The sequence below is a fragment of the Lolliginicoccus lacisalsi genome (assembly GCF_014841105.1).
Taxonomy (GTDB): Bacteria; Actinomycetota; Actinomycetes; order Mycobacteriales; family Mycobacteriaceae; genus Lolliginicoccus; species Lolliginicoccus lacisalsi.
Genome location: NZ_JACYWE010000005.1, coordinates 1 through 12,749, shown reverse-complemented (window position 1 = coordinate 12,749; position 12,749 = coordinate 1). Strand labels below are relative to the sequence as shown.

Annotated in this window: 12 protein-coding genes and 1 pseudogene; 5 read left to right on the top strand and 8 right to left on the bottom strand. The window is 68.2% G+C overall.

All coding sequences use genetic code 11. The features are described from left to right. Positions 1–48: 48 nt before the first annotated feature. A complete protein-coding gene (locus HT102_RS09315) occupies positions 49–1,512 on the bottom strand; it encodes a flavin-containing monooxygenase (RefSeq protein ID WP_192039159.1) in 1,464 nt (487 codons plus the stop codon). 278 nt (positions 1,513–1,790) lie between these two features. Here HT102_RS09315 and HT102_RS09310 point away from each other — a divergent pair, with 278 nt between their 5' ends. Together HT102_RS09310 and HT102_RS09305 are read left to right on the top strand one after the other, a co-directional pair. Then, on the top strand, positions 1,791–2,063 hold the full coding sequence (locus HT102_RS09310) for a hypothetical protein (RefSeq protein WP_192039158.1): 273 nt from the start codon (positions 1,791–1,793) through the stop codon (positions 2,061–2,063). Positions 2,064–2,194: 131 nt separating this feature from the next. After that, a complete protein-coding gene (locus HT102_RS09305) occupies positions 2,195–4,090 on the top strand; it encodes an acyl-CoA dehydrogenase (protein WP_192039157.1) in 1,896 nt (631 codons plus the stop codon). A 4-nt stretch (positions 4,091–4,094) separates the two neighbouring features. Here HT102_RS09305 and HT102_RS09300 read toward each other — a convergent pair whose 3' ends face one another. The 5 genes from HT102_RS09300 to HT102_RS09280 all read right to left on the bottom strand — a co-directional run bounded on the left by HT102_RS09300 (position 4,095) and on the right by HT102_RS09280 (position 8,242). Further along, on the bottom strand, positions 4,095–4,724 hold the full coding sequence (locus tag HT102_RS09300; RefSeq protein WP_333473365.1) for a TetR/AcrR family transcriptional regulator: 630 nt from the start codon (positions 4,722–4,724) through the stop codon (positions 4,095–4,097). A gap of 54 nt (positions 4,725–4,778) precedes the next feature. After that, positions 4,779–5,483 carry a DNA alkylation repair protein gene (locus HT102_RS09295; protein ID WP_192039156.1) on the bottom strand — a complete coding sequence of 235 codons (705 nt, stop codon included), beginning with the start codon at positions 5,481–5,483 and terminating at the stop codon, positions 4,779–4,781. Between the two features lie 54 nt (positions 5,484–5,537). Beyond that, complete coding sequence (locus HT102_RS09290) at positions 5,538–6,380, bottom strand: alpha/beta fold hydrolase (RefSeq protein WP_192039155.1); 843 nt, start codon at positions 6,378–6,380, stop codon at positions 5,538–5,540. Then, positions 6,377–6,826, bottom strand: coding sequence for an SRPBCC family protein (locus HT102_RS09285; protein ID WP_192039154.1), 450 nt, complete (start codon positions 6,824–6,826; stop codon positions 6,377–6,379). Before HT102_RS09285 ends, HT102_RS09290 begins: the two co-directional genes overlap by 4 nt. A 171-nt stretch (positions 6,827–6,997) precedes the next feature. Next, positions 6,998–8,242: a PucR family transcriptional regulator gene (locus HT102_RS09280; protein WP_192039153.1), complete on the bottom strand. Its 1,245-nt coding sequence runs from the start codon at positions 8,240–8,242 to the stop codon at positions 6,998–7,000. A gap of 85 nt (positions 8,243–8,327) precedes the next feature. Between HT102_RS09280 and HT102_RS09275 the strand changes: the two genes are divergently transcribed. Together HT102_RS09275 and HT102_RS09270 are read left to right on the top strand one after the other, a co-directional pair. After that, a complete protein-coding gene (locus tag HT102_RS09275; RefSeq protein ID WP_192039152.1) occupies positions 8,328–9,419 on the top strand; it encodes a ferredoxin reductase in 1,092 nt (363 codons plus the stop codon). A gap of 12 nt (positions 9,420–9,431) precedes the next feature. Further along, complete coding sequence (locus tag HT102_RS09270; RefSeq protein ID WP_192039151.1) at positions 9,432–10,595, top strand: fatty acid desaturase family protein; 1,164 nt, start codon at positions 9,432–9,434, stop codon at positions 10,593–10,595. Between the two features lie 74 nt (positions 10,596–10,669). Here the strand turns inward: HT102_RS09270 and HT102_RS16435 are convergent. After that, positions 10,670–10,797: pseudogene (locus HT102_RS16435) on the bottom strand (alkane 1-monooxygenase); the annotation flags it as partial. 120 nt (positions 10,798–10,917) lie between these two features. Beyond that, on the bottom strand, positions 10,918–11,259 hold the full coding sequence (locus HT102_RS09265) for a nuclear transport factor 2-like protein (protein ID WP_225443472.1): 342 nt from the start codon (positions 11,257–11,259) through the stop codon (positions 10,918–10,920). A 120-nt stretch (positions 11,260–11,379) separates the two neighbouring features. Here HT102_RS09265 and HT102_RS09260 point away from each other — a divergent pair. Beyond that, positions 11,380–12,749 (top strand): WS/DGAT/MGAT family O-acyltransferase (locus HT102_RS09260; RefSeq protein WP_192039150.1); only part of this gene is annotated, 1,370 nt, incomplete at its 3' end.

Here is a 12,749-nt window from a genome sequence, read left to right as displayed (position 1 = left end):
AGGTCGAGCGGGCCTGTCCTGGATCGACACGGCCGACCAGGTTTTCCCTCACACGGGCTTCTTGGCCGGAACGGGCTGGTAATCCGCGGGGTCGAACTTCGCCTCGCGCTTGTACTCGATGCCCAGCAGCGGCCAGTTGGTGGTGACGCGGCCTGACGCTGTGCGGTACCAGGACGTGCATTGGCTCCACACGCTGTTGGCGAGCTTGTCCTGGATGCGCTGGTCGTAGGCGCGCTCGACGATGGCCTTGACGGTCAGCGGTGCTCCTCGCTCGGCGACGGCGTCAACGAATTCACGCAGGTAGGCGGCCTGGACCTCAAGGAAGTAGATGATGGATCCGCCGCCGGTATTGGTGTTGGGCCCATACATGATGAGCATGTTGGGAAAACCGGTGACAGTCATGCCGTAGTAGGCGCTCGCGCCGTCGGCCCACTGCTCGTGCAGGTCGCGGCCGCCGAGCCCGGTGATCTTCATCGGGGCGAGGAACTCGGTGGCCTTGAAGCCGGTGCCCCAGATGATGACATCGGTCGGATGCTCGACGCGATCGGTGGTGATGATGCCGTTGGGGGTGATCTCGCGGATCCCGGTGGTGATCAGTTCGGTGTTGGGCTGGGCGAGAGCGGGGATGTAGTCGCTGGAGAACAGGACGCGCTTGCAGCCGATGGGATAGTCGGGCCAGACCTTCTCGAACAGGCCGGGCTTGGCCTTGGCCTGGCGCTTCATGTGCGCGCGGGACAGTCGGCCGATCAGGGCGGCGAGCGGCTTGGAGTACACCCACGCGACGCTGAGCGCCTCGACGAGGCCATACCAGGTGCCGCGCTCGGCGAGCTGGGTGGCGGGCAGCAGCTTGAAGATCTTGTGATGCAGCTCGGTGAACTCGCGGTCGGGGCGCGGCAGCAGGTAGGGCGCGGAACGCTGGTAGACCTCTAGGTGCGCAGCCTGGGGCTGGATCTCGGGCACGAACTGGATGGCGCTGGCGCCGGTGCCGATGACGGCGATGCGCTTGCCGTCGAGCTCGACGTCGTGGTCCCATCGCGCGGAGTGGAAGGATTCCCCGGCGAAGGTGTCGCGCCCGGGGATGGGCGGCGTCGTGGGCCGGGAGAGCTGCCCGACGGCGGGAACGAGCACGTCAGCGACGAGGGTGTCGCCGGTGCTGAGGTCGAGCGTCCAGTGTCCGCGTGCCTCGTCGAACGTCGCGGCGGTGACTTCCACGCCGAAGCGGATGTGGCGGCGCACGTCATAGGTGTCGGCGACGTCGCTGATGTAGTCAAGGATCGCTGGTTGCTGCGAGAACCGCCGGGGCCAGCGCGGGTTGGGCTCGAAGGAGTACGAGTAGAACGGCGACGGCACGTCGCATGCGGCCCCGGGATAGGTGTTGTCCCGCCACACTCCCCCGACGTCGCTGGCCTTCTCCAGGATGGTGATGTCCTCGTGGCCGGCCTTCTTCAGCTCGATGGCGGCGGCGATACCGCCGAGACCGGCGCCGATGATCGCGATGGACAGGGTCTTCATGGCTGGCTTGTCTCCGATCGGGTTTCTCGGTGCGTTCTGCATCACAGTAGTCGCGTGGGGCGGACCGCCGCCGCGAGGAGGCGCGGAGCGGCCCGGTGCAGCGGCGGATCCGGCCGCCAGGACGTGTCGCTGCGGGCCCATGGTCGTCAATGGACAGCAGAATATTCGCCGATGTAGATTATTCCTACGCATGTGTAGAAATATGGCGCTGTGCCACCCGGGCTGGCGGCGCAGCGCCTGCCGCACGTCGACCATCCCCTGCAAAGGAGCAGTTCATCGTGTCAACAAGGTTCCCCCGGATCAGTAAGCGGCGGGAAGCCCAGCCTGTGGTGCAGCCGGTGGCCGACTACGGCTTCCTCGGCCCCCGATCGGTCACGTGGAAGGCCTGGGGGCACGCCGCCACGCCCATCCTGGGCCTGCAGCGCTGGATGGGCGCGCTCAGCGGATTCGACCAGCCCGACCTCGTCGACCTCGCCGTCCGCCCCGCTGTCCCCCGCGGTCCTGACCCCGGCGCGGGCCCGCGAACGATGCGGATACGCCCGTCCCGCTGACGCGCACCGCGAACTGCGAGCCAAGCAATGGCAGCGCGTCTTCGGAGAAGGCAAGCCACCCAGCGATGAGTGCCTCATCGAATCCCAGGCCTACCTCGGCCACCTCGCCTGAACTGCCACGAAAGGAAACCATGACCCACTCCACCGCGCCCCTGAACCCGCGCGAGCCAGACTTCAGCACGTTCGACGCCACTACCCGCCGCCTGTTCGACGTCACGATCGACTTCTTCGAGTCCCGCGGCAAGGCCTGGCTCAAGCAGCAGGACCGTGATCGGGTCTGGTACTCGGACTTCCTCGACCTCGTCAAGCGCGAGCGGATCTTCGCGATCCTGCTCACCCCCGCCACCGAGGCCGACGGTGATCCGGACAAGCGGTGGGACACCGCGCGCAACGCCATGTACAGCCAGATCCTCGGCTTCTACGGCATGCAGTACTGGTACGTGTGGCAGGTCACTATTCTCGGCCTCGGACCGATCTGGCAATCGAGCAACACCGCCGCGCGGCGCAAGGCAGCACAACTGCTCGAGTCCGGCGAGATCTTTGCCTTCGGCCTTTCCGAGCAGGAGCACGGCGCGGACGTCTACTCCACTGACATGGTGCTCGATCCCGACGGCCAGGGTGGCTACCGCGCCACCGGCAGCAAGTACTACATCGGCAACGGCAACCTCGCGGGCATGGTGTCGGTGTTCGGCCGCCGGTCCGACAAGCCCATCATCGATAGCTCCGACATCGAGCGATACCGGCCCGAGGAGGATTTCGAGGGCTACATGTTCTTCGCCGCCGACAGCCAGCACAAGGCCTACAAGTTGCGCAAGAACGTCGTCGACGCGCAGATGTACGTCGCAGCGCTCGACCTCGAGGACTATCCAGTCCAGCAGGAGGACGTCCTCCACGAGGGCAAGTCCGCGTTCCACGCCGCGATCAACACCGTCAACATCGGCAAGTTCAACCTTGGGTTCGGCGCGGTGGGCGCCTGCGAGCACGCCATGCACGAGGCCATCGGCCACGCGGAGAACCGCATCCTGTTCGGCCAGCGCGTCACCGAGTTCCCCCAGATCCGGCGCATGACCGCCGAGGCCTATGTTCGCCTCGTGGGCATGAAGCTCTACAGCGAGCGCGCCATCGACTACATGCGCTCCGCCTCGCCCGGCGATCGGCGCTACCTGCTGTTCAACGCGATCGAGAAGATGAACGTCACCCGCGAGGGCGAGAAGATCGTCACCCTGCTGTCGGACACCATTGCCGCGCGCGCGTTCGAGAACGACATGTACTTCAACATGGCACTGCTCGGGGTGACGGGCCTGCCCCGGCTCGAGGGCACCGTCCACGTGAACATGGCGCTGTCGCTGAAGTTCCTGCAGAACTACATGTTCCGGCCCACCGATGCCGGCCAGGCAGCGCTGAGCAAGCTGCCTATCGGTCGTGCGCCGCGCCCCGCGATGGCTGCCCTCTCCAAGGGCGCGCGCGGGGTGAGCAGCATCGCGGCCGCAACCCTGCCCGGGCAGGCCACCCCGCTGCCGGAGGTGCCCGTCCGTCGCGATTCCTCCGACGATGTGTTCTTGTTCAACCAGGGCCCGAGCAGGGGCCTGGGCAAGGTGCGGTTCGCCGACTGGCGGCCGATCCTCCGCGAGCATGCCACGATCCCCAACGTGGCGGTGTTCCTCCAGCAGGCCGACGCGCTGCAATCGTTGCTCGCCGCCGCGGCCCCCACCGATGAGCAGCAGAAGGATGTCGATTTCCTCTTCTGCATCGGGGAGATGTTCACCCTGCTGCCCTACGCGCAGCTGATCCTCGAGCAGGCCGGCATCGAGGGCACCAGTGCCGACGTGCTCGATCAGCTGTTCGAGGTCCTCGTCACCGACATGTCCCGTCACGCGACTACGCTGCACTGCAAGGCCACCGCCACTCCCGCGCAGCGCAAGCGCGCGCTCGACCTGCTGCGCCAGCCGGTGGGTGACAGCGATCGGCTCGACCGTGTTGTCGCGGATTTGCGTGCGCTCGCCGGGGCCTACGAGATGAACCCCTAGCGGATCAGACCTTGCTGAAGGCCCGCCACATCGCATGCCCATACAGCTCCCCGAGCTCATCGGGAGACCATGTGGCGGGCTCATCAAGCAGGGACCGCATCGCCGCCTCGCAGGACGAGATGAAGAGCTCAACGAGAACGGGGAGCTTGCGCTCGAGGTCCGGGGTGGCCCGCGCCCGAAGCATCGGGGCGAGCTGGGCGCGGGCCGCCGCTGCCACCTCGGCGCGCGCCGCAGCGAAGCGATCCGCAACCTCCGGCTCCCGCGCGCGGGAGAACGTCAGTCGCCACGAATCAGCATGCGCGGCGCCCGCGCGCAACAACGCCTGGTAGCCCCGCACGAACGCATCCTCCGGGTCCTGCGCCGCCCGTCCGGAAGCTGCGAGCGCGTCGAGGGTCGAGGCGAGCAGCACCTGCGACTCCCGATCAAGCAGCGCATCGATCAGCTCCACCCGGTCGTCGAAGCACGAGTACACCACGGGCCGGGTCACATCGAGGCGGTCCGCCACAGCCCTGATCGTCACTGCGCTCACCCCGTCGGAGACCGCGATCCCCAGCGCCGCGTCCAGGATCTGCGGGCGCCGCCGATCCGGGCCGAGATGAGCGGCGCGGGGACGCTGGCTCGGTGCGCCAGCCACGGCACCTCCTCGTTCGAACGGGACCTGCCCGCCTGATCCTATGCGCCGCGCATGCTAGCGGAGACGGCGGTGGGCGTCGAGAAAGTACTTGCGCTCAGTCGGATCGAGCTTCTCGACGGCAAGGCGCAGTCCGGGACGGGGCATCAATGCGGCACGCTCCTCGAGCAGGGCGCGCACGCCGGCGGGCACCCGGCCCGTGGCGTGCTTGAGGAAGAGCCCGACAGCGTTGTGCACGACGGGCTCCGGGTCCTGGGCCAGCATCGCGGCAATGCGCAGCGATCCAGCGAGATCCTCGTCGGAGCCGGAGCGCACGAAGAACAAGGGCGCGGTGATCGCGGTGCGGCGGCGCAGCGGCTCGGACGAGACCGCGAGCTGGCGCAATGGCTCAAGAGGTCCTCCGGCGAGAAAGCCGCCGATCACGCGGGGAGCTGCCCGGTCCACCATGTCCCAGGTGGTGATGCGGTGGTGATTGTCGAGGTAGCAGCGGTAGAGCTCCTCGCGCTGCGGGCCGTCGAGCTTGCGGCGAGCCTTGAAGTCGAGGATGCAGAACCCGGCCAAGCGCGGCTCGTACGCGGGATGATTGAGCAATTGCTGCACCTCCCCGAGCGGGAGGCCCGCGTGCTCCTTCGCGATGGCGAACAGGTCACCCATCCGCAGGCCGATCGCGGGCTCGGCGGGGGCGAGGCGCTTGCGGATGGTGGCGAGCCCGGCCTCCGACCGATGCGCCTCGAGGCTGGTGATCACGTCCTGCGCGGTCATGGGTGCTATTCAAGCAGGCGGGCGCGCGGGTTCGCAGGGGGTCAGGTGCAGGGGTCACCAGGCCCGGATCAGATCGCGCAACCACGCCACGAGCTCCAGCGGCGCATCGAGCATCACGTGATGGCCCGAGCCGGGGATCGTCTCGAACACGGAATCGCTCGGCAGCACCAGCCGCGTCGCCTCGAGGACCTCCTTGATCACGACGGATCCGTGCCCCGCCCGCAGCAACGCCGCTGGCGCGAGCACCGGGCCGCTCACCGCGTGCGGCAATGTCAAGGCGTGGAAGACCGCCGGATCGAACTTCCACGACCACCCTTCCGGCACGCGCCTCACCGAATGCCCGCCGATGTGGCGCTGCAAGTGATCGGCGATCGGCGCGGTCGAGCCGAACGGGCGGAACGCCGCGACCGCCTCCTCCCTCGTGCGGTAGGACCGGCTCGGCCGCGCGGCGAGGTCAGCGAAGACAGCCCGGGAAGCAGCATTGGGCATCCCCGCGAAGCCGGTATCGATGAACGCGATGCCGCCGAGGCCTGGCCGCTGCGCCGCGAGGTGGTACGCCACCCGTCCCCCCATGCTGTGGGCGACGACGATCGGCTGATCGCAGCCTTCCAGCAGAGCAGCGACCTCGCGTGCCCACAGCGCGTAGCTATAGCTCGAGCGACGGCCGCTATCACCATGACCGGACAAGCTCAGTGCCACGACCCTGTGGCCCTGCGCGAGCGCTGGCCCGATGTGGTCCCACCAGTGCGCGTTCGCCGCTGCGCCATGCACCAGCGCCACCATGCGATCGCCCACGCGCCCCCACGCTCGATAGGCGATGTCCACGCCCTCGACGCGCACCGTGCCCGTATCCACGGGAGCATCGAGAGCACGGCGGAACCACTCGGGATCAGTCATCGCGTCTCGGTTATCCCGGCGAGCCGATCCAGTGAAGCTGCGAGGCTAGCGCTCGTGGTGGCTCGGGCGCGGGGGAACCGTGACTCATCGGTGAGCCGCGACCAGTCATAGGTGTGGGTGACGCGGGACTCGTTGTCGCCCAGCGGTTCCACCTCCCACCGCCACAGGTGGCCGAAGGGAGGCTTGCCCGTCTCCGCCGGGGCCCAGGCGATCAGCCGGCCCTCGGTGAACTCGACGACGTGGTTCTCCCGCACATTGCCCTTGGTCGTGGTCATCGTGAACATGTCCCCGACCGCCCGCACCCGCTGGCCGCCGGGCGCCTCGACGAGATTGTCGTTGCCATCCCAGCTCGGCTGCTGCGCGGGATCCGCGATGAGCTCGAAGATCCGAGCCGCGGGCGCATTGATGATCCGGCTTGCCTGCACTACCTGCGTGTCATCGGTCATGGCTCGATTCAATCAGTTCGTGGCCCGTTCGGCACGGTCCGGTTCATCGCGGGGCCGGTTGCGGCGCGCCGGTCGGCGCGGGCCACGAGGCGAGCTGGCCCCGCGCCCCTCCCTAGTGGAGACTATTCCCGCTCCAGCCGGGGAAAGTTTCCACTCTGGGCGAGTGAACCGTCACTCCGCCCCCGGCACGCCGGAAGTACCGCCAACACCAGGAGCCGAGAGCGCCAGGATGAGCTCAAGCACAACGCGGGGGTCGGCGAGGGCGTCGCCGTAGATCTCGCGGATCTGGTTCATGCGGTAGCGCACGGTCTGGGGGTGGACGAACAGGTCGGCGGCGACGGTGTCGCGCTGGCCCTGGCGCAGCAGCCAGGCGCGCAGTGTCTCGCCGAGCCGGTCGGCGGTGGTGCCGCGCAGGTCGTCGAGTGGGGCAAGGGCGCGTCGGCGCAGGTCGGCGGTGGCCTCGGGGTCGGCGGCGAGGATCAGCTCGACGAGGTGATCCTCGGTGTCGGTGGGGCCGGTGCGGGTGGCGGGGAGGGGGTCCAGGGTGCGCAGGGCGCGCTGGTAGGAGGCAGCGACGCTGGCCCAGGGCCGGGCGGGGCCGATGATGGCGGGCCGGTCGTGGAGCAATGCGAGCAGGTCGGCGCGCTTGCGACCATCCATGTCTGGCACGAGCAGCACGGTGTGCGAGCCGGGGGCCTCGATGCCCGGCAGGTCGTCGGTCAGCTGGAGGGCGGACTGGGTGAAGCGGGAGGCGAGGCCGCGGGATTGCGCGAGGGGCAGCAGGACGGCGGTGAGGGTGGCTGGGGGTTGCCAGTTCGCGCGCTCGGCGCTGGCGAGCAGCACTTCCTCGGGCTTTCCGGCTAGCAGGTGGCGGCCGAGCTGGTCGAGGTAGTGCTCGCGGACGCGGCCGGTGGTGGCGCGCTCGTCGGCGTGGCCGGCGCTGCTGGCGGCGGAGAGCTCGTCGATGAAGGCGAACGCGAGCTCGGCGAAGCGGGCGACGGTGGCGGCGGGCAGTCCGCCCTCGACGGCGGTGTTGGCGATGGCGCGCCAGGAGGCGCGGGCTCCGACGCGGTAGGCGGCGAGGAGGGCGTCCATGGAGCGTCCGTTGCGGGCTTCTCCCCTGCCGAGCTCGTAGGCGGCGTCGAGGGCCGCGGGCAGGGGCGAGCTCTGGTCGGAGTCGGCGGGGCGGGCAGCGATCTGGACGAGCGCGCCGAGGGCCATGCGGACGGCGTTCTCGATGTTGCGGCCCATGCGCCCGCGGAAGGCGCGGGTGTAGGACGGGACCTCGACGGTGACGGCGCTGACGGTCAGCTCGGCGTAGCGGGGCAGGCTGGCTTGCAGCGCGTCGACGATGCGGGGGTCGAGATCGAGCCCGGTAACGCGTCCGGGGTCGCGACCCTCACTGCTGCGAGGCACTATTTGTACTCAGCGCATAAAAAGCTAGATCGAGTGCACGTCTCATGGACAAGAGTTTATACCCCAGATGCGCGAGAGGGGAGGCATGACAACACGGGCTCCGAAAACACTCGCACCCGGCACCCTGCGTGACCGGCTGATCAGGCTGGCCGAGCTGGCAACCACGCCGTTGCTGCCCTCGGACTACCTCGATCTGGTCGCGCCGCTGCGGTCCGGCTCGGCGCTGCGCGGACGGATCACCGCCATCCACCGCGAGACCGCCGACGCAGTGACCGTCGTCATCAAGCCTGGCCGCGACTGGCGGCCCCACGCTCCTGGCCAGTACGCCCGCATCGGCATCGACGTCGACGGCGTCCGGCAGTGGCGCACCTACTCGCTGACCTCCTCGATCGACCGTGCTGATGGGTGCATCTCCATCACCGTCAAGGCGATCGAGGGCGGCACGGTCAGCAACCACCTCGTGCACCGCGCGACCGAGGGCACGATCGTCCACCTCGACCACGCCGCCGGCGACTTCACCCTCGGCGCCGAGCTTCCCGCGAAGGCCCTGTTCGTCACCGCGGGCAGCGGCATCACCCCGGTGATGGGCATGCTGCGCAATGCGGTCGATCGCCTCGAGGACGTGGTCGTGGTGCATTCCGCGCCCACCGCCGACGACGCGATTTTCGGCCCGGAGCTTCGCTCCCTGCACCGCCAGGGTCGCATCACGCTGATCGAGCGCCACACCACCACCGCAGGCCGCCTCGGCATCGAGGAGCTGAACGCGCTCGTTCCCGACCTTGCTGAGCGCGAGGCATGGGCGTGCGGCCCGGCCGGGCTCCTCGATGGCATCGAGCAGCACTGGACGGAGCTCGGCATCGCCGACAAGCTGCACACCGAGCGGTTCCGCATCACCCCGATCGTCGTGGGCGAGGGCGGCACCGTCACCTACGAGCGGGCTGGCACCACCGTCGAGGCGGAGGCCTCCGAGTCCCTGCTCGATGCCGGGGAGTCCGCGGGCGTGCTCATGCCGTCGGGCTGCCGGATGGGCGTGTGCTTCGGCTGCGTCATCCCGCTGCGCAACGGTGTGGTCCGCGACCTCCGCAACGGTGAGATCACCTCGGCCTCCGAGGGCGACGGCGTCCTCATCCAGACCTGCGTGTCCGCCGCCGCGGGCCCCTGCACCCTCGACGTATAAGGACTATCTGACATGACTGTCATCCAGAAGAAGCCCAACAACGCGATCGCCCACCTCACCGCCGCCGACATCGAGAACATCGGCCGCGAGCTCGATGCGATCCGCCAGCAGGTCCTCGATACCCGCGGCGAGCGCGACGCCGCCTACATCCGCTCGGTGATCAAGTTCCAGCGCTACCTCGAGCTCGGCAGCCGCGGGGTGCTGCTGGTCTCGCTGTTCCCGCCGGCATGGCTGATCGGCACCGCGGGCCTCGGCATCGCGAAGATCATCGAGAACATGGAGATCGGCCACAACGTCATGCACGGCCAGTGGGACTGGATGCGCGACCCCCAGATCCACTCCACCACCTGGGAGTGGGACAACGCCTCGCCGGCCGAGATGTGGAAGCACTCCCACAACGAGCTGCACCACACCTACACCAACGTCATCGGCAAGGACGACGACCTCGGCTACGGCACCATGCGCGTCGACGAGGGCCAGAAGTGGATGCCGTTCTACCTCGCCCAGCCGCTGTGGAACTTCATCAACGCATGCGTCTTCGAGTACGGCATCGCTGCCTATGACCTCGAGATCGGCAAGGACATGAAGGGCCGGATCCCCAAGGAGGAGTTCGACCGCAAGAAGAAGGGCGTGCTCGCCAAGATCCGCAAGCAGGCCACCAAGGACTACCTGGTGCACCCGCTGCTCTCCGGCCCCTCGGCGCCCACCACCTTCGCCGCGAACGTCGTCGCCAACCTGATGCGCAACTGGTGGACCCACTCGGTGATCATGTGCGGGCACTTCCCCGAGGGCGTGGCGACCTACGAGAAGGCCTCCATCGACGGCGAGACCAAGGGAGAGTGGTACCTGCGACAGATGCTCGGCTCCGCGAACATCTCCGGCGGCAAGCTCACGCACTTCATGACCGGCAACCTGTCGTTCCAGATCGAGCACCACCTGTTCCCGGACCTGCCGAGCAACCGCTACCAGGAGATCGCTCCGCAGGTGCGCGAGGTGTTCGACCGCTACAACCTCAACTACGTCAGCGGGCCGCTGCCCAAGCAGGTCGCCTCCGCGTGGAAGAAGGTCATCCGGCTGTCCCTGCCGAACGATTTCGGTAGCAAGGTCAAGTCGGCCCCGGCGAAGGTCATCAGTGCCCAGTTCGGTACCCGGACCCCGGCGAAGGTTGCCGCCTAGTCCGCTTCGACGCGCACCGCGCGCGAGCCAGTCCCCCTGGCTCGCGCGCGGTTCGTGCTGTGCCGCTATCTGTGCGGCCAGAAGCCCCAGCATCTTTCGATGAACCGTGAGCTCGCGTGCTCCTCCGGCGTGGCCCCCGCACGTGATGGCCGCGATTGTGCTCGATGAAGAAGCGGCCGTACAGGGTCGGCGCCAGGACGACGTACTGCACGGGCAGGAACAGCCGTCGGCCCCGAACACGAGGTCGAGCAGCGGCAGGAGGATGTGGAACGCCAGCGGTCAGAGGAGTCGCGCCACGTGCGCTATGCGAGCTCGACGTCGCTCACTGCCCTGCCCCCTTCTCCTGCATGGCGGCAGCGAACATGACGCCCATCTTCTCGGCGAACGCGGTGGTGGCCTTCAACGGGCGCAGCATCACGGTGAACTCGTCGATGAGCCCGTCGGCGTTGGCGTGGAGGAAGTCGCATCCCTGCAGCTCGAGGTCGCCGACGCGGGCGCGGAACACCAGCGCGTGATCATCGCCGTCGGAGATCTCCTTCTCGTACTCGAAGTCCTCGAAGACCTGGGTGACGGCGCCCAGGATCAGCGCCACCATCTCGCGGCCCTCGTAGGGGCGGTGGGCAATGGGGCTGCGGAAGACGACGTCCTCGCGGCCCTCATTCATCCACGATGACCTGCTCGTCAAGGTGCGCGCCTGCGACGTCAGCTGCAGTTGCGCGAGAAATCCACGCGAGTGCTGCGGCTTCGGGCCGAAAACTCCCGCCCGAGAGGGTAAGTTGGTGCAATGGCGAAGTGGCTCTCTCCCCTCGACTCGATGTTCCTCTATATGGAATCCCCCGATTCGATGATGCATGTCGGTGGCCTTATCGAGATCGAGATCACCAACGGCACGGCCGGCGACATGAGCCGGCAGATCCGCGACGAGCTGCAGGAGATGACCACGGTGCAACCACCGTGGAACCGCAAGCTCGCCACCCCGAGATTCCTCAAGAACCCCGCGCACCGCTGGGTGGTGGACACCGAGTTCGATGCGATGTACCACGTGCGCCGCTCCGCGCTGCCCAGCCCCGGCGGCGAGCGCGAGCTGGGCGTCCTCGTCTCCCGGCTGCACAGCCGGCCGCTGGACTTCCGCCGCCCGCCCTGGGAGTGCTACATCATCGAGGGCCACGAATCGGGCAACCTGATCCTCTACACCAAGGTCCACCACTCCCTCGTGGATGGCTACACCGCGGTGAAGATGCTCATGCGGTCGTTCTCCAAGTCCCCCGACGCGCCCGAGGAGCCATTCTTCTTCCAGATCCCGCCCCCGCGGCCGCGGCCCAAGTCCTCGAGCAAGAGGGAGGCCGACAACTCCGCCGCCGACCAGGGCTCGTTCGTCAGCGCCGTCGCCGGCCACATGATGTCGGTGCGCGATATCGGCAAGGGCCTGGGCAGGCTATCGCGGTCACGGTTCCGCAAGGACGATCACATCGTCACCGTGCTGCAGGCGCCCCGCGGCATCCTCAACGGCCGGATCGGCCGCGACCGGCGCTTCGCCACCCAGCAGTACGAAATCGCCCGGCTCCGCACGATCGCTTCCGCGGCCGGCTGCACCCTCAATGACGTGGTGCTCGCCGTGTGCGGCGGAGGACTGCGCTCCTACCTGCAGGGCATCGACGCGCTGCCGGAGAAGCCCCTGATCGCCTTCGTGCCCGTCAACATCCGCCCCAAGGATGATCCGGGCGGCGGCAACATGGTCGGCGGAATGCTGGCCTCGCTCGGCACCGACGAGGCCAGCGCCGAGGATCGCCTCAAGGCCGTGGTCGCCTCGACCAGCGCGGCGAAGCAGCAGATGGAGAACATGACCCGTGCCGCGATCATCGCGTACACGACCTACGTCGGCTCGCCCCTGCTGATCCAGACCGGCCTCGCCCAGTTCGGCCTCAGCAAGGGCGTCCCGCCGAGCTTCAATGTCGTCATCTCCAATGTTCCCGGCCCCAAGCAGCCCCTGTACTTCCGGGGCAACCGGCTCGCCTCGGTGTATCCGGTGTCCTTCCTCATGCACGGCGGGCCGCTGAACATCACCTGCGAGAGCTACGGCGATACCTTGAACTTCGGGTTCGTTGGCTGCCGGGATACGTTGCCGCGGCTGCAGCGGCTCGCGCTCGCCTGCGG

Excerpts from the sequence above, each read along its gene's own strand:
- HT102_RS09315 (WP_192039159.1), bottom strand. The coding sequence starts at position 1,512 with ATGAAGACCCTGTCCATCGCGATCATCGGCGCCGGTCTCGGCGGTATC.
- HT102_RS09305 (WP_192039157.1), top strand. The coding sequence starts at position 2,195 with ATGACCCACTCCACCGCGCCCCTGAACCCGCGCGAGCCAGACTTCAGC.
- HT102_RS09295 (WP_192039156.1), bottom strand. The coding sequence starts at position 5,483 with ATGACCGCGCAGGACGTGATCACCAGCCTCGAGGCGCATCGGTCGGAG.
- HT102_RS09290 (WP_192039155.1), bottom strand. The coding sequence starts at position 6,380 with ATGACTGATCCCGAGTGGTTCCGCCGTGCTCTCGATGCTCCCGTGGAT.
- HT102_RS09285 (WP_192039154.1), bottom strand. The coding sequence starts at position 6,826 with ATGACCGATGACACGCAGGTAGTGCAGGCAAGCCGGATCATCAATGCG.
- HT102_RS09275 (WP_192039152.1), top strand. The coding sequence starts at position 8,328 with ATGACAACACGGGCTCCGAAAACACTCGCACCCGGCACCCTGCGTGAC.
- HT102_RS09270 (WP_192039151.1), top strand. The coding sequence starts at position 9,432 with ATGACTGTCATCCAGAAGAAGCCCAACAACGCGATCGCCCACCTCACC.
- HT102_RS09265 (WP_225443472.1), bottom strand. The coding sequence starts at position 11,259 with ATGAATGAGGGCCGCGAGGACGTCGTCTTCCGCAGCCCCATTGCCCAC.